Genomic DNA, 16,031 nt, shown 5'->3' on the forward strand with positions numbered 1-16,031 from the left:
CCCAAGCCTAGTGCAATCGGCAGCGGGCGCCAGGCGAATCCGACGTCGCGCTAGCGATCAGACTGGGTTATCGGCTGAGGTGAATGCAAGCTTTAACCGGCCGCCAGCAGAATTTTATGAACCAAACTGTGGCGGAGGTCATCGCCGATGCTGCGAGCGCAGCCGCTGGCGGCGCTGCTGCGCCTGCGAACGGATTACTTCAGCTTGATCTCGCGCAGACGTTCTTCCAGAAAACCGTGCGCGGTAATCGGCTCGGGGTAGCGGCTCGGATTGTCGGCGGTGATGCACGAAGGCAGCACGTCGATGAGGAAATCCGGATTGGGGTGCAGGAAGAACGGCACCGAATAGCGCGGCTTGCGCGCCTGTTCGCCCGGCGGATTGACCACGCGATGGATGGTGGACGGATACACGTGGTTGGTCAGGCGCTGCAGCATGTCGCCGATGTTGACCACGATGGTGTCGGCGTCGGCAGTGAACGGCACCCACTCGCCATCGTTTGAGCGCACTTCCAGCCCGGCCGCGCTGGCGCCGACCAGCAGGGTGATGAAATTGATGTCGCCGTGCGCACCGGCGCGCACGTTGGGGATGTCGTCGCTGGTGATCGGCGGGTAGTGGATCGGCCGCAGGATCGAGTTGCCGTTGTTGGTCTTGTCGACAAAGTAGTCCTGCGGCAGGCCGATATGCAGCGCCAATGCCGACAGCACACGCGAGCCCAGCTGGTCCAGCTGCTGGTACAGCCGGTAGCCGCGCTCACGGAAACCAGGCACCTCTTCGGGCCACAGGTTCGGCGCCATCACCGCGCGGTACGGCGAATCGTCCGCAATCTCGCGACCGATATGCCAGAACTCCTTCAGATCGAAATGCTTGGAATCCTTGGCGGTCTCCACGCCGAACGCGGTGTAACCGCGCGCACCGCCGCTGCCTTCCACGTGATAGCGACGCTTGACCTCTTCGGGCAGGGCGAAGAACGCCTTGAACACGTCATACGCCGCGTCGATGTCGGCCTGCGCGATGCCGTGGTTGCGGATGCCGGCAAAGCCCCACTGCCGATAGGCCGCGCCGAGCTCGGCGACGAAGGCGTCGCGGTCGCTGTCGAAACGGGTGATGTCCAGGGTCGGGATGCGGGCGCTCATACGGATATCTGCAGTTGAAGTCGGAAGTCGAAAGGAAGGCCTGCCGCTCAGGACAGCAGGCGATACAACAGGTAGAACGTCGCGGCCTTGGCAAAGACCACGCACACACCAATGATCAGCGACTCACGCCGCGTCACGCACGGCTCCGGAAAGACGGTCGAGCGTGTCCTGCATCAGGCCGGCGTCGTCGGCTTCCACGGTCACGCGCACCACCGGCTCGGTGCCGGACGGACGCAGGAACGCGCGCCCACGGCCCTGCACGGCGGCCTGCGCCTGCTGCAGCGCCTGCTGCACGCCGGCGGCCTCCACGATCGCCTTGGCCGCCCCGCCTCCCAGCCGCACATTGACGGTCTTCTGCGGCACCTTGCTCAGGCTGCCCAGGGCCTCGCGCAGGCTCTGCCCGTCGCGCCCCAGTGCCTCGAGCACCTGTAGCGCACTGACGATCCCATCGCCGGTGGTGGCGCGATCCAGGCACAGCAGGTGGCCGGAGGTTTCGCCGCCCAGCGTGCCGCCGCCCTCGACCAGGGCCTGGTGCACGTAGCGGTCGCCGACCTTGGCGCGCTGGAACGGGATGTGCAATGCGGCCAGCGCCTGTTCCAGACCGTAGTTGGTCATCAAGGTGCCGACCACGGTGCCGGTGAGCCGGCCGCTGGCCTGCCAGGAGCGCGCGAGCACGTAGAGCAGATCGTCGCCATCGACCGGGTTGCCCTGGTCGTCGGCCATCAGCACGCGGTCGCCATCGCCATCGAAGGCGATGCCGAGCTGCGCACCGCTCTCGCGCACCTTGGCGGCGAGGTTGTCGATATGGGTGGAGCCGACACCGGCATTGATATTGAGCCCGTCCGGTGCGGCACCGATGACGACCACGTCCGCACCCAGCTCGCGGAACAGCATCGGCGCGATGTGATAGGTCGCGCCATGCGCGCAGTCCAGCACCATCTTCAGGCCGTGCAGGGTGAACCCGCGCGCCACGCTGGCCTTGCAGAATTCGATGTAACGGCCGATCGCATCGCGGGTGCGGATCGCCTTGCCCAGGCGCTCCGATTCCACGGTGTGGAACGGCTCGTCCAGCGCGGCCTCGATCGCCGCTTCGGTGGCGTCGTCGAGCTTCTCGCCTTCGGCAGAAAAGAACTTGATGCCGTTGTCGTAGTGCGGGTTGTGCGAGGCGCTGATCACCACGCCGGCGTCGGCGCGCAGGGTGTTGGTCAGGAAGGCGATGGCCGGGGTCGGCATCGGGCCGATCAGCTGCACGTCGGCGCCGGCGGCGACCAGGCCGGCTTCCAACGCGGCTTCGAACATGTAGCCGGAGATCCGGGTGTCCTTGCCGATCAGCACCAGCGGGCGCTTGCTGCGGCCCTGGGTGAGCACCCGACCGAGCGCATTGCCCAGCCGCAGCACGAAATCGGCCGAGATCACGCCCTGCCCGACCCGACCGCGGATGCCGTCGGTTCCAAAATACTTGCGACTGCTCATGCGTTGCGGTGTTCCTGCCTACGGGTGGACGCACGCGCAGCGGCGCGTGCGACGGTGTCGCGCATGCGCGCAACCACTGGCCTCATGCGGCCGCGTCCTGCGGATGCGGTTGGCGCATCATCATCGCGGTCAGATCGGCGATGCGGTCGCGCAGGTCGCGGCGGTCGCAGATCTGGTCGATGGCACCGTGGTCGAGCAGGAACTCCGAACGCTGGAAGCCTTCCGGCAGGGTCTCGCGCACGGTCTGCTCGATCACGCGCGGGCCGGCGAAGCCGATCAGGGCATGCGGCTCGGCGATATTGATATCGCCCAGCATCGCGAACGAGGCCGACACGCCACCGGTGGTGGGATGGGTCAGCACCGAGATGTACGGCAGACCGGCTTCGCGCAGGCGACCGAGCGCGGCGGAGGTCTTTGCCATCTGCATCAGCGAGAACAGGCCCTCCTGCATGCGCGCCCCGCCGCTGGCGGAAAAGCACACGAACGGGCAGCCGACTTCCAGCGCCACTTCGGCCGCGCGTGCGAAGCGCTCGCCGACCACCGAGCCCATCGAGCCGCCCATGAAGGCGAAGTCGAAGGCGGCGGCGACCAGCGGATTGCCCTTGAGCGTGCCGCGCATGGCGATCAGTGCGTCGTACTCGCCGCTGCTCTTCTGGCTGGCCTTGATGCGCTCGCCGTAGCGCTTCTGGTCCTTGAACTTGAGCACGTCGACCGGGCCCAGCTGGGCGGCGATCTCGGTGGTTGCGGTGTCGGGATCGAACAGCGAGTTCAGGCGCGCGCGCGCGCGGATCGCCATATGGTGGTCGCACTTGGGACACACCTCGAGGTTTTCCTCGAGCTCGGGGCCGTACAGCGCGCTGCCGCAGTTGCTGCACTTCTCCCACAGGCCCTCGGGGACGCTGCGCTTCTTGGCCGGGGTGTTCTCGGTGCGGATGCCGGAGGGCATCAATTTGCTGAGCCAGCTCATGCGTGTATGACAATCCATGCAGGGCGGCCATGTGGGCCGCAGAGGGGCGACAGTCTAACGCGCCGCGGGAAAGCCGAGGTAGCGCGGAGGCTAAATGCGGGGCCTGCATGGCCCGGCCAGCGCCTGCCGCGCCGGCGCTTGAGGGCAGGCGCGCCACATGGCGCGCAGGCCGCGCCGTCTCCCCCGGAGCAGAGAGCGGCGTTGGCTTCAGGCCTGGTCGAGCGCCTGGCGCAGTGGGGCCAGGAAGGCTTCGGCGCGTTCGCGGGCGCTGCGGACGTCGGTGGCTTCGGCCAGCGCAGCGACCAGGGCGCTACCAACCACCACCCCTTCGGCGTCGACGGCCATCGCGGCGGCGCTGGCGGCGTCCTTGATGCCGAAGCCGGCCACCACCGGAGCGCCGGCACGCCGGCGCAGCTGGCGCAGGCGGTCGCTGGCGGCATGGGTGTCGAGCAGATTCGAGGCGCCGGTGACGCCGGCGAAGCTGACGTAATACAGATACCCCTGGGCACTGCTGCACAGCATGTCCAGGCGCTGCTCGCTGGTGGTCGGCGAGGCCAGCGCGATCAGGGCCAGACCGACCTCGGTGAAGATGGTGCGGGTCTCGGCCGCTTCTTCGGGTGGCAGATCGACCAGGAGCAGGCCATCCACACCGGCAGCGACGGCGGCTTCGGCGAAGCGCCGGGTGCCGTGGATCTCGATCGGGTTGAGGTAGCCCATCAACACCACCGGCGTGGCGGCGTCTTCGCGGCGGAATTCGTGCACCGCCTCCAGCACGTAGGCCAAGCCGGCACCACGGCCCAGCGCACGCTCGGAGCTGCGCTGGATGGTGGGGCCGTCGGCCATCGGGTCGGAGAACGGCACGCCCAGCTCGATGACGTCGGCACCGGCACGTACCAGCGCGTGCATGACCGGTACGGTGGCTTCCAGCGACGGATCGCCGGCGGTGATGAAGGGGATGAGCGCCTTGCGGCCATCGGCGCGCAGGCGCTGGAAGGTTTCGTCGATACGACGCATTGAAAGACCTTGCAAGAAAGTTAGAGGCGGTGCGACCGCTTCAATGGATGTCCTGGTACATGGCAGGCGGCAGTTCGGTCAATGCCTGGGCCTCGACCTCGAGGTCGAAACTATCCAGGCAGCAGCCGCAGCCGCTGTTTTCCGAGCAGCTGCGGATCTGCGGCGCCCAGCGGTCGAGCCAGGCGAACAGCAGCTCCTGCTCGCCCGGTTGGTCGGCCAGCGCGGTCACCGTGACGCGCCGCAGTGGCATCAGACCTGCACGCCTTCGCGCGCGGCGATGGTGTGCACGTCCTTGTCGCCGCGGCCGGACAGGTTGCACAGGATCAGCGCGTCCTTGGGCATCTCGCGCGCGAGCTTGATCGACTGCGCCACCGCGTGGCTGGATTCGAGCGCGGCCAGGATGCCTTCGGTATGCGCCAGCAGATGGAAGGCGGCCATCGCTTCGTCGTCGGTGATGCCCTGATAGACCGCGCGGCCGCTGTCGGACAGGAACGAATGCTCCGGACCCACGCCCGGGTAATCCAGCCCGGCGGAGATCGAATGGGTTTCGGTGATCTGGCCATCGTCGTCGCAGATCACATAGGTACGGTTGCCATGCAGCACGCCGGGGCGCCCGGCCGCGATCGACGCCGCATGACGGCCGCTGGCGATGCCGTCGCCGGCCGCTTCGGCACCATAGATCTTGACGCCCGGGTCGTTGAGGAAGGCATGGAACAGGCCGATCGCATTGCTGCCGCCGCCGACGCAGGCGCTGATCGCATCCGGCAGACGGCCGAAGTCTTCCAGCATCTGCGCGCGCGCTTCGCGGCCGACAATCGCATTGAAGTCGCGCACCATGCGCGGATACGGATCCGGGCCGGCCACGGTGCCGATGATGTAGAAGGTGTCCTGCACGTTGGTGACCCAGTCGCGCATCGCCTCGTTGAGCGCGTCCTTGAGCGTGGCCGAGCCGGAGGTCACCGGGATCACCGTGGCGCCCAGCAACTTCATGCGGTAGACGTTGATCTTCTGCCGCTCGATGTCGGTGGCACCCATGTAGACCACGCACTCCAGGCCCAGCCGCGCGGCGACCGTGGCACTGGCCACGCCATGCTGGCCGGCGCCGGTCTCGGCGATGATGCGGGTCTTGCCCATGCGGCTGGCCAGCAGGGCCTGGCCGATGGTGTTGTTGATCTTGTGCGCGCCGGTGTGGTTCAGGTCCTCGCGCTTGAGCAGGATCTGCGCGCCGCCCACCTCGCGGCTCAGGCGCTCGGCGTGGTAGATGGGGCTGGGCCGGCCGACGTAATGCTTGAGATCCTTGTCGTACTCGGCAATGAAGGCCGGATCCTGGCGCGCCTGGTCGTAGGCGGCAGCCAGTTCCTGCAACGGGCCGATCAAGGTCTCGGCGACGAACCGGCCGCCGAACTTGCCGAAGTGGCCGGCAGCGTCCGGATAGGCGTGAAAGTCACTGATGGGCTGGGCCGACATGGGAATCCTCTGCAGCGATGCGGTCATACAAGAAGCATTACTGTAGCGCAGCCACGGCGCGCGATAAATCGATAAGATTGCCGCAACCTGTGACCTGGACTCACATATGAGCACCCTGCTTCCCCCGCTGGCAGCGCTGCGCGCGTTTGAATCCGCCGCGCGTCTGCAGAGCGTCAGCCGGGCCGCGCAGGAGTTGCACGTGACCCATGGCGCCATCAGCCGGCACGTGCGCTCGCTGGAACAGGCCCTGGGCGCGGCGCTGTTCACCCGCCAGGGTCGCGGCCTGGTGCTGACGCCTGCCGGCGTCCGGCTGCGCGATGCGACCGGTGAGGGCTTTGCGCTGATCGGTGACACCTGGGCGGCATTGCGGCGCCCCAGCAGCGAGGCGCCGCTGGTGCTGGGTTGCTCGGGCAGCCTGCTGGCGCGCTGGGTCATCCCGCGGCTGGGCCGGCTGCAGCGGGATCTGCCGCAGGTGCGCCTGCACCTGTCGGCCAACGAGCAGGCGCCCGGCCCGGATCTGGACGGCCTGGATGCGGCACTGCTGCTGGACACCCCGCCCTGGCCAGGCGACTGGCAGGTGCACGAGCTGGGGGTGGAGTGGATTGGTCCGGTGCTGAGTCCGCAGTTGGCATCGGCAACGCAGCTCGCTGGCAGAGCGCCTGCCGCCCTGCTCGATCACGCCTTGCTGCATACCCGCTCGCGCCCGCAGGCCTGGCCGGAATGGGCGCAAAGCCACGGCGTGGCAGCCGAAGCGCTGCGCTTCGGCACCGAATTCGAACATCTGGTCTACCTGCTGGAAGCCGCCGCCGCCGGCCTGGGCGTGGCGATCGCACCGCAACCGCTGGTTGCCGCGGACCTGGCCGCCGGACGCCTGCTGGCGCCCTGGGGCTTCACGCCAACCCGCGGCCGCTGGGTGCTGTGCGCCGCAAGGCGCAACCCGGACCCGCGTATCGAACAGCTCGCCGGCTGGTTGCGCAGCGCACTTTCAGAAGATCAGCAGCGCACCACGGATGCCGCAAGCGTCTGATTGGAACGCTCAGTGATCGGAGAGACTACGACTAAGCAATCAATCATTGGAGGACACGAAAAATCTAGGGCAATTAAAACAACGAAGCAGACTGCCTACTCCGATTCCCCAATCCCCAATCCCGATTCTCGAATCCCGATTCCCAACTCACCCCATCTCGTGACAATCGGCCCGGCGCACTTCTTCGACGAACTTGCGCATCATGTGGCCGTCCTTGATCCCGGGCGCCAGCTCCACGCCGCTGGACACGTCCACGCCCCACGGCAGCGTTGCCACGATCGCGTCGAACACATTGTCGGCGGTGATGCCACCGGCCAGCAGAAACGGGCGATGCAGGCCGGTCGGCAGGCGCGACCAATCGAAGGTCTTGCCGGTACCGCCGCCTGCACCGGGCGCATGGCTGTCGAACAGGAAACCGGCGGTATTGGGGAAGGCGAGCTGCAAGGTTCGCGCGTTGGCGTCCTCGCCGTTCATCCCGCCGCTGCCCATCGGCACCGCCTTCAGATACGGCAGGTTGAAGCTGCGGCAGAACGCGTCGTCTTCCTCGCCATGGAACTGCAGCAAGGTCGGGCGTACGGTGCGCACCACTTCGCGCACTTCTTCCTTGGAATTGTTGCGGAACAGCGCCACCACATCGACCATCGGCGCAGTGGCCTGGCGCATCGCGCGCGCTTCGGCTGGCGCCACGCGGCGCGGGCTGCCATGCGCAAAGATGAAACCTACCGCGTCCACACCCAGCTCGCCGGCCAGTCGGATATCACCGGCGCGAGTCATGCCACAGAACTTGATACGGGTGCGGTACAGCGATCGATTCATTGGGTTACCTCAGCGGGCAGATGCCACTCTGCGGGATACAGCGGCCCGACGAAGACCAGGCCTTGTGGCGGCGCTGTCGGCCCGGCCACCGTGCGGTCGCGACCGGCCAGCAACGTCGCGATCCAGTCGCCCGGTTGTTCCCCGGTTCCGATCAGGATCAGCGAGCCAACAATATTCCGCACCATGTGATGAAGGAATGCATTGGCCTGGACCTGCACCTCCACCACCTCGCCGATGCGTTGCACGCTGATGGCCTGCAGGTTGCGGCGTGCATGCAGGGCCTGGCACTGCACGCTGCGAAATGCGCTGAAGTCGTTCTCGCCCAGCAAGGCCTGCGCGGCTGCGTGCATGGCATCGGCGTCCAGCGGGCGCCGTTCCCAGCTCAAGGTCTGGCGATACAGCGCCGGGCGTATCTGCCGATTCAGCAGGCGATACCGGTAGCGGCGTGCGCGTGCGGAAAACCGCGCATGGAAGTCGGCGGCCGCCGGCACGCACCAGCGCACCGCGATCGAGGGCGGCAGGCGCGCGGTGGTGCCCAGCATCCAGCCACGCGGCTCGCGGCGCGCATCGCTGTCGAAATGCACCACCTGGCATTCGCCGTGCACGCCGGCATCGGTGCGGCCTGCGCACACCACCTGCACCGGGGCATCGGCCACCGAGGACAGCGCCGCCTGCAGGCTGGCCTGTACGCTCGGCCCGCCATGTTCCCCCAACTGCTGCCAGCCCTGAAACTCGCTGCCGTCGTACTCCACGCCCAGCGCGTAACGCATCGGAACCTGCCTGTTATCGAATCGATGGAGCGCGCGGACTAGCCGACCGTGCGCTCGGACCACACTGCCAGCGTGTTACCGCCCGGCTCGCGAAAATGAAAGCGGCTGCCGCCGGGAAAGCCGAATACCGGCTTGACGATCTCGCCACCGGCCGCGCGAACGCGCTCGGCCATGGGCTCCAGCGCGTCGGCATACAGCACGACCAATGGGCCAGCGTCTGCCGGCGCTACCGCGGTGGCGCGATAGAAACCGCCGTCCAGACGACCGTCGTTGAAGGCCAGATAATCCGGGCCATAGGCCTGAAACTGCCAGCCGAACACGGCTTCGAAAAAGGCGCGGCTGGCCTCCAGATCGAGCGAGGCGAATTCCACGTAATCGATGCGGCGCTCGCGCGCGGCGGCCATGCTGTCCAGCGCCGGGCTCATGCCAGGCGTTCCAGCAGTTCGGCGGCCTCGGCGCGGCTGGCCTCGTCGCCGGTTGCCGCGACTTCCAGCAACAGGCCGCGTGCGGTGTCCGTGTCGCCAAGGTCCATGTAGGCCACGGCCAGCTCCAGACGATCGCGCCCTGCCGAGACGAACTCCCTGCTGTTCACCGCGCTGGGCGCAGCGGCCGGCGCGATGGGGGCCGGATCGACATCCAGGCGGTCCTGCGTGGCGACCGACGCGGACGGCATGCCCGGCGGCAAATCGCTGCTGGCATGCGCAACGTCACCGTACGGCAGCGGGCCGTCTTCCGGCTGCGCGTGCGCGGACCTCGGCGGCTCCGGCACCGCGTCCTCGGGCGCGACGAACGCCGGCTGCTCTACCGGAGGGGCTGGCGGCGTTGCGCGCAGCGAGCGCCAGTCATCGCTGGTGACCACCGGCGGCGCGGCGGCAGGCTCGGACAACAACAGCGGCTCGCGGCGCAGCACATCGGACAGCGGTTGCTGCGTCTGCTGGGCGCGTTCTTCTTCGCGCAGATCGGCTTGTTCGAATTCGGGGTCGTGCAGCACATCGTGCTCGCTGGGCACGGTGGCCTGCGTATCGTCCTGCGGTTCGGCGGAGTCTGCCGCGGCACCGACCGGCACGAAATCGAACTGACGCCGCGGCAACGGCGGCAGCGGCGAGGGTTTGCGCCGGCGCGCCGCCAGCCAGGCGACGACCGCCGCGACGATCAACACCAGGCCACCGATCAGCCACAGCGGGAACCCGCTGCCCTGCTGTGCCGCAGCCGGCGTCTCCGACAGCCGCTTCTGCGCGGCCGCCAGGTCGGTGTCCTTCATGGCGATCAAGGCCTGTTGTTGCTGCTTGAGCTTTTCCAGATCGGCCACGCGGGTGCGCAGATCCTGTAATTCCGCATCGCGGGTGGCGATGTCTTCCCTGGCCTGTTGCAACTGTTGGTTGGCCGCCATGTCGCCCTCGCCTTCGGCACTGGTGCCGGACGTGGCGCCGGCGGTGTTGGTTTGACTCGCCACTGCAGGGGCGATCTCGAGCCGCGCGCCGGCACCCGCCGATGCCGCCGCTGCGGCAGGCGCGGGCGTTGCGGCCGCAGCGCCGGCCTCGGCAGGCTGCGGCATCGCCGAGCGCGCCTGCCGCCACTGCGCGGCCTGCTCGCGCACCATCACCGCCGCTTCGGCGGCGCCGACCTGCGCCAGCGCATCTTCCTGCGGGGTGCGCAGCACTGCGCCCTGCTTCAATCGATTGATGTTGCCGCCGATGAAGGCGTCCGGGTTGGTACGCAGCAGCGCCAGCATGGTCTGGTCGAGCGAATACCCGCTGGAACGGGCCACCGCGGCAGCGATCTCCGACAAGGTCTGGCCCGAGCGCACCGCCGGCAACGCATCGCCGGCCGGCACCGGCGCGGCAGCGCGCGTGCTGGAACGTGCGCCAGGCGCCGCCGCGTCGGCGGCCTGTCCGGCGCGTTCGGCGGCGGTTGCGGGCGCGGCGGCCGGCGCGCGTGCGATGGCATTGCTGGCCCCGGCGCGCGGCGCCTCGATGCCTGGCTCGGCGATCGCCGCGGCGGTGTTGGGCGCATCGACCAGTGCGGAATACTCGCGCACCAGCCGGCCCTGGCCCCACTCCACCTCGATCAGGAAGTTGATCGCCGGCTGCTCCACTGCCTGGCTGCTGGTCACACGGATCACCGCACGCCCGCGCGCGTCCTGCGCGAACTGGAACTGCAGGTTGCTGACCAGGCCCTGCGGGCGCTCCAGGCCGACCCGTGCAAACGTGGTGGCCGATGCCAGCGCCACGCGTGCGTTGTCGAGTTCGCCCGGCTCGTTGGAAATGACCGGGATCTCGGCCACCAACGGCTGCCCGGGCCTGGACAGCACCCGGATATCGCCCAAGCCCAATGCCATGGCAGCGCCGCTGCAGGCCATCAGCAGCAGCGCACCTATCCCTTGTATCGGACGCATCGCGCCCCCGCCCCTATGTTTCATGGGCATCAATATAGCCGCTGCATGAGCGAAAAAGTCGGCGACCCGACGCAGAGCGCAGATGCCGCCGCGATGCCGCGATGCGACATCCATGCTGCAGCTCATCGGCAACGCATTGGTAGGAGCGCGCTTGCGCGCGATGAGGCTTCACTGGGAGAGCTTCATCGCGCGCCAGCGCGCTCCTACGGGACTACGGCGATCAGCCTTCCTGTGCGACCAGCTCGGCCAGCTGCACGGCATTGAGCGCGGCGCCCTTGCGGATGTTGTCCGAGACGATCCACAGATTCAGGCCGCGCGGATGCGACAGGTCCTCACGGATACGGCCGACGAACACCGCGTCCTTGCCGGAGGCATGCGTGACCGGCGTCGGGTAGCCGCCAGGCTTGCGCTCGTCCACCACTTCCACGCCGGGCGATGCGGCCAGCAGCGCACGCGCGTCTTCGACGCTGATCTTGTCGCGGGTTTCGATCGCCACCGCTTCGGAGTGACCGTAGAACACCGGCACGCGCACCGCGGTGGGATTCACCTGGATGGAGTCGTCGCCCAGGATCTTGCGCGTCTCCCAGACCAGCTTCATCTCTTCCTTGGTGTAGCCGTTGTCCTGGAAGTCGTCGATATGCGGAATCAGGTTGAAGGCGATCTGCACCGGGAAACGCTGCGGGTCGATCTGCTGGAAGCTCAGCAGCTCGCTGGTCTGCTTGCCCAGCTCTTCCATCGCCGAACGCCCGCCGCCGGAGACCGACTGGTAGGTCGCCACATTGATGCGCTCGATGCCGTACTTGCGGTGGATCGGGCCGAGCGCGACCAGCATCTGCATGGTCGAGCAATTGGGGTTGGCGACGATGCCGCGCGGGCGCTGCTTCAGCGCTTCGGGGTTGACCTCCGACACCACCAGCGGCACGTCGTCGTCGTAGCGGAACGCGGAGGAATTATCGATCACCACCGCGCCGGCGGCGGCGAACTTGGGGCCGTACTCCTTGGACACGCTGCCGCCTGCGGAGAACAGCGCGATGTCCACGCCGGTGGGATCGAAGTCGGCCAGGTCCAGCACATCGACCTTGCCGCCATTGAACTCCACCTGCCCGCCGGCCGAGCGCGCCGAGGCCAGCGCGTACAGGGTGGCGACCGGGAAGTTGCGCTCGGCCAGGATGCTCAGCATGGTCTCGCCGACAGCGCCGGTGGCGCCCACGACCGCGACGTTGAAACGACGGTTTTCGTTGCTCATGAGATTGTCTTTATCGAATAAGAAAAGAGGGGGAACGCGCTTGCGCAGTGGGTTCGGGGAACCTCCAAAGCTGGCCGCGGAGGTTCCCTATCGTTTGGTCGTGATGGCTTTGCCGGTGCCGGTGCTGGTCGCTCCGCCAGCGCGCGCGCCGCCCTGTTTGGCAGCAGCCACCGCATCGGCATTCAGCGCGCTCGGCGGATGGCCGGCATTGGCGCCTTTGCCCAGCGCGGCAATCAGGTTGTCCACCGCCAACTGCACCATCGCGCGGCGCGTGGCCAGGCTGGCGCTGCCGATATGCGGGGTGAGCACGACGTTGCGCAGGGCCAGCAGCTCGGGACGGACGGACGGCTCGCCTTCGTAGACATCCAGGCCGGCACCGGCCAGGCGCCCGTTGGCGAGCGCATCGGCCAGCGCGATTTCATCGACCAGGCCGCCGCGCGCGATGTTCACCAGCGTGGCGGTAGGGCGCATCTTGCCCAGCGCCGCGGCATCGATGATGTGGTGCGAGTCCCTGGTGTACGGCAGCACCAGCACCAGGTGATCGGACTGCGCCAGCAACGTGTCGAGGTCCACGTACTGCGCGCCGAGCGCCTGTTCGGTGGTGGCCGGCAGCTGGCTGCGGTTGTGGTACAGCACGCGCATGCCGAAGCCATGCGCGCCGCGGCGGGCGATGCCCTGCCCGATCCGGCCCATGCCCAGGATGCCCAGCGTGCTGCCGTGAATATCGGCGCCGAGCATGGTCTTGAACGACCACTGCCCCCACTGCCCGTCGCGCAGCCAGCGCTCGGCTTCGGTGATGCGGCGTGCGGTGGCCATCAGCAAGGCAAAGCCGAGATCGGCGGTGGTCTCGGTCAGTACATCCGGGGTGTTGCTGGCCAGGATGCCGGCTGCGCTGAGCGCATCCAGATCCAGGTTGTTGTAGCCCACGCCGACGTTGGCGATCGCGCGCAGCTGCGGCGCAGAGGCGATTTCCGCCGCGCCGATACGCTCGTTGAGGGTGATCAGCGCACCGTCCAGCGATGCCAGCCGCGCAGCCAGCTCGGCCGGCGAATACGCGGTGACGCGCGCGGTGGTGGTCAGCTCGAAATGCTCGCCCAACTGCGCGACGACATCGTCGAACAGCGGCTGGCTGACCCACACCTTGGCGCGGGGCGACTCAGACATCGGCCTGACCGGGAATGCGTGGCGCCACCTCGCCGACATCGCCGCACTGGGCGCGATGACGCAAGGCCTGGTCCATCAACACCAGCGCCATCATCGCCTCGGCGATCGGGGTGGCGCGGATGCCGACGCAGGGATCGTGGCGGCCGGTGGTGATCACATCGACCACCGCGCCGTCCGCGTCTACGGTCGCGCCGGGCAGGCGCAGGCTGGAGGTCGGCTTGAGCACCATCGAGGCGGTGATCGCCTGGCCGGTGGAAATGCCGCCCAGGATGCCGCCGGCATGATTGCTGAGAAAGCCTTCCGGGGTGATCAGGTCGCGGTGTTCGGTGCCCTTCTGCGCGGCGCTGGCGAAGCCGTCGCCGATTTCCACGCCCTTGACCGCATTGATGCTCATCAAGGCGGCGGCCAGTTGGGCATCGAGCTTGCCGTAGATCGGCTCGCCCCAGCCCGCCGGCACGCCACCGGCCACCACGTCCACGCGCGCACCGACCGAATCGCCGGACTTGCGCAGCGCGTCCATGTAAGTCTCCAGCTCCGGTACCTGCTCGGCATGCGGCCAGAAAAACGGGTTGTCCTCGACCGCATTCCAGTCGAAACCGGTCGGGCGGATCTCGCCCAGCTGCGATAGAAATCCGCGCACCAGCACGCCGTAGCGCTGCCTGAGCCACTTCTTGGCGATCACCCCGGCGGCCACGCGCATGGTGGTCTCGCGCGCGGACGAACGCCCTCCGCCGCGCGGATCGCGGATGCCGTACTTCTGCCAATAGGTGTAGTCGGCGTGCCCGGGACGGAACTGCTGGGCGATGTTGCTGTAGTCCTTGCTACGCTGATCGGTGTTGCGGATCAGCAGGCCGATCGGCGTGCCGGTGGTCCGGCCTTCGTAGACGCCGGACAGGATCTCGATCTCGTCGGCTTCGCGGCGCGCCGAGGTGTGCCGGCTCTTGCCGGATGCACGCCGCTGCAGATCGTGGGTGAATTCTTCCGGCGCGATCTCCAGGCCCGGCGGGCAACCGTCGACCACGCAGCCGATCGCCGGCCCGTGCGACTCGCCGAAGGTGGTGACCGTCAACAGGCGGCCGAAACTGTTACTGCCCATGACGGCATCCTCTCAACATTGCAGCAGGTGGCGTGGCGCGCAGGATGCGCGGCAGATGACGTGCCGCCACCAGCATCGGTGCCACCGCCAACAGGCCGCTGAACACCAGCGCAAAGACATCCAGCTTAATGCGCCCACTCAGCAGCCAATCGGCGAGCAGGTGCAGCGCAACGCCAGTTCCGACCAGCAGGCCGAGTGCCACAATGAGCGTGCGGCACCGATGCGCACGCAAGGCCGCATCCGAACTGACCACCACGATCCACGCCGAAACCAGGCCGAAAAACGCCATCAGGCCGAAGCCGATCTCCGCCCCCGCCCTAAACAAGCGCTGTGGCAAGGGACCGCCGTACATCGGGTCGAACAGGCGGTACACCACGTCGATCAAACTGAGCGGAATGCCGACGCCGAAGATGGACACCGGCACCAGCAACAGCAGATCGCTCAGCTGCGGCCGCGCGATGGACGATTCAGCGCGCACTAGCCAGCTCGGCGATGCGCGCGCCGTGCGCGATTAGCTCGCGGCATTCGACCGCGAAGATGCCCATCTGCCCCACCTTGAACTCGACCCAGGCCAGATCCACTTCCGGCAGCAGCTTGATCAGGTGCTGCTCGGACTCGCCCACTTCGCAGATCAGCAGGCCATCTTCGCTGAGATGCTGCGACGCATCGCGCAGGATCTTCAGCACCAGATCCAGGCCGTCGTCGCCCGCACGCAGACCCAGCTCCGGCTCGTAGGAATACTCCTGCGGCAGCGCGTCGGTTTCGTCGTTGGTGACATACGGCGGATTGGTGACGATCAGGTCGTACTGGCGGCCACCCAGCCCGGCGAACAGGTCCGACTTGAGCAGGGTGACATTGTCGGCATGCAGGCGCGCCTTGTTTTCAGCGGCCAGTGCCAGCGCGTCGTCGCTGATGTCCACGCCGTCCACGTCCCACTGCGGGTTGTAGTGGCCCATGGCGATCGCGATGCAGCCCGAACCGGTGCACAGGTCCAGCGCGCGGGTGACTTCGCGGCCGCCCAGCCAGGGTTCGAAGCCGGCCTCGATCAGCTCGGCGATCGGCGAACGCGGCACCAGCGCGCGTGCATCGCTCTTGAAGCTCAGCCCGGCGAACCAGGCCTCGCCGGTCAGGTACGCCGCCGGCACGCGCTCGTTGATGCGGCGCTCGAACAGGCCCAGCACCTGCTCCTTTTCCGAGCGCAGCAGGCGCGCCTGGCCATAGGCCGGGCCCAGATCGTGCGGCAGATGCAGGCTATGCAGGACCAGCTGGGTGGCCTCGTCCAGCGCATTGTCGTAGCTATGGCCGAAGGTCAGACCGGCTGCATTGAAACGGCTGGTGCCGTAGCGGATCAGGTCGATGATGGTGTGCAGTTCGTCGGCCGCGGCGGCAGTCATGGCAACAACTAAAGAGGAATCGGCCCACGATTATAGAGGTCGGATCGGTATCATGAGCGTCCGTTGCAC

16 protein-coding genes are annotated in these 16,031 nt (G+C 67.7%); 1 reads left to right on the forward strand and 15 read right to left on the reverse strand.

Features of this window, described 5'->3' with window-relative positions:
- Positions 1 to 194 precede the first annotated feature (194 nt).
- The 6 genes from ACCQ04_RS13080 to trpB form a co-directional block, all read right to left on the reverse strand.
- Entirely contained in the window at positions 195 to 1,133 is a 939-nt protein-coding gene (locus ACCQ04_RS13080; protein WP_016902985.1) for an isopenicillin N synthase family dioxygenase, read from the reverse strand.
- A gap of 123 nt (positions 1,134 to 1,256) precedes the next feature.
- Positions 1,257 to 2,606 carry a phosphoglucosamine mutase gene (gene glmM, locus ACCQ04_RS13085; protein WP_024937989.1) on the reverse strand — a complete coding sequence of 450 codons (1,350 nt, stop codon included), beginning with the start codon at positions 2,604 to 2,606 and terminating at the stop codon, positions 1,257 to 1,259.
- Between the two features lie 82 nt (positions 2,607 to 2,688).
- Complete coding sequence (accD, locus tag ACCQ04_RS13090) at positions 2,689 to 3,573, reverse strand: acetyl-CoA carboxylase, carboxyltransferase subunit beta (RefSeq protein ID WP_016902982.1); 885 nt, start codon at positions 3,571 to 3,573, stop codon at positions 2,689 to 2,691.
- Between the two features lie 207 nt (positions 3,574 to 3,780).
- Positions 3,781 to 4,587, reverse strand: a complete 807-nt coding sequence (gene trpA / locus ACCQ04_RS13095; RefSeq protein ID WP_046343351.1) for a tryptophan synthase subunit alpha — start codon at positions 4,585 to 4,587, stop codon at positions 3,781 to 3,783.
- 40 nt (positions 4,588 to 4,627) lie between these two features.
- Positions 4,628 to 4,837: a hypothetical protein gene (locus tag ACCQ04_RS13100; protein ID WP_016903690.1), complete on the reverse strand. Its 210-nt coding sequence runs from the start codon at positions 4,835 to 4,837 to the stop codon at positions 4,628 to 4,630.
- The gene (gene trpB, locus ACCQ04_RS13105; RefSeq protein ID WP_016903691.1) at positions 4,837 to 6,054 is read right to left on the reverse strand and encodes a tryptophan synthase subunit beta; all 1,218 of its coding nucleotides are present in this window, start codon (positions 6,052 to 6,054) and stop codon (positions 4,837 to 4,839) included. The genes ACCQ04_RS13100 and trpB overlap by 1 nt, the downstream gene beginning before the upstream one ends.
- A gap of 106 nt (positions 6,055 to 6,160) precedes the next feature.
- On the opposite strand from trpB, the gene ACCQ04_RS13110 reads away from it, so the two are divergent.
- On the forward strand, positions 6,161 to 7,081 hold the full coding sequence (locus ACCQ04_RS13110; RefSeq protein ID WP_102253853.1) for a LysR family transcriptional regulator: 921 nt from the start codon (positions 6,161 to 6,163) through the stop codon (positions 7,079 to 7,081).
- A 147-nt stretch (positions 7,082 to 7,228) separates the two neighbouring features.
- Here the strand turns inward: ACCQ04_RS13110 and ACCQ04_RS13115 are convergent, their stop codons facing one another.
- The 9 genes from ACCQ04_RS13115 to prmB form a co-directional block, all read right to left on the reverse strand.
- Complete coding sequence (locus ACCQ04_RS13115; protein ID WP_016903693.1) at positions 7,229 to 7,897, reverse strand: phosphoribosylanthranilate isomerase; 669 nt, start codon at positions 7,895 to 7,897, stop codon at positions 7,229 to 7,231.
- Positions 7,894 to 8,667, reverse strand: a complete 774-nt coding sequence (truA, locus tag ACCQ04_RS13120) for a tRNA pseudouridine(38-40) synthase TruA (RefSeq protein WP_016903694.1) — start codon at positions 8,665 to 8,667, stop codon at positions 7,894 to 7,896. The genes ACCQ04_RS13115 and truA overlap by 4 nt, the downstream gene beginning before the upstream one ends.
- Positions 8,668 to 8,705: 38 nt before the next feature.
- On the reverse strand, positions 8,706 to 9,092 hold the full coding sequence (locus ACCQ04_RS13125; protein ID WP_065031771.1) for a VOC family protein: 387 nt from the start codon (positions 9,090 to 9,092) through the stop codon (positions 8,706 to 8,708).
- Positions 9,089 to 11,062, reverse strand: a complete 1,974-nt coding sequence (locus ACCQ04_RS13130; protein WP_372358539.1) for a motility hub landmark protein FimV — start codon at positions 11,060 to 11,062, stop codon at positions 9,089 to 9,091. Before ACCQ04_RS13130 ends, ACCQ04_RS13125 begins: the two co-directional genes overlap by 4 nt.
- Before the next feature lie 220 nt (positions 11,063 to 11,282).
- Positions 11,283 to 12,308: an aspartate-semialdehyde dehydrogenase gene (locus tag ACCQ04_RS13135; RefSeq protein WP_039510062.1), complete on the reverse strand. Its 1,026-nt coding sequence runs from the start codon at positions 12,306 to 12,308 to the stop codon at positions 11,283 to 11,285.
- Between the two features lie 87 nt (positions 12,309 to 12,395).
- Positions 12,396 to 13,472 carry a 2-hydroxyacid dehydrogenase gene (locus ACCQ04_RS13140; RefSeq protein WP_226427158.1) on the reverse strand — a complete coding sequence of 359 codons (1,077 nt, stop codon included), beginning with the start codon at positions 13,470 to 13,472 and terminating at the stop codon, positions 12,396 to 12,398.
- Complete coding sequence (gene aroC / locus ACCQ04_RS13145) at positions 13,465 to 14,568, reverse strand: chorismate synthase (RefSeq protein WP_226427159.1); 1,104 nt, start codon at positions 14,566 to 14,568, stop codon at positions 13,465 to 13,467. Before aroC ends, ACCQ04_RS13140 begins: the two co-directional genes overlap by 8 nt.
- Positions 14,558 to 15,046: a hypothetical protein gene (locus ACCQ04_RS13150; protein ID WP_226427160.1), complete on the reverse strand. Its 489-nt coding sequence runs from the start codon at positions 15,044 to 15,046 to the stop codon at positions 14,558 to 14,560. The genes aroC and ACCQ04_RS13150 overlap by 11 nt, the downstream gene beginning before the upstream one ends.
- Positions 15,036 to 15,962, reverse strand: a complete 927-nt coding sequence (gene prmB / locus ACCQ04_RS13155; protein WP_226427161.1) for a 50S ribosomal protein L3 N(5)-glutamine methyltransferase — start codon at positions 15,960 to 15,962, stop codon at positions 15,036 to 15,038. Before prmB ends, ACCQ04_RS13150 begins: the two co-directional genes overlap by 11 nt.
- Positions 15,963 to 16,031: the final 69 nt, after the last annotated feature.

The organism is Xanthomonas sp. NCPPB 2866 (assembly GCF_041475745.2).
In the GTDB taxonomy this organism is placed as follows: domain Bacteria; phylum Pseudomonadota; class Gammaproteobacteria; order Xanthomonadales; family Xanthomonadaceae; genus Xanthomonas; species Xanthomonas arboricola.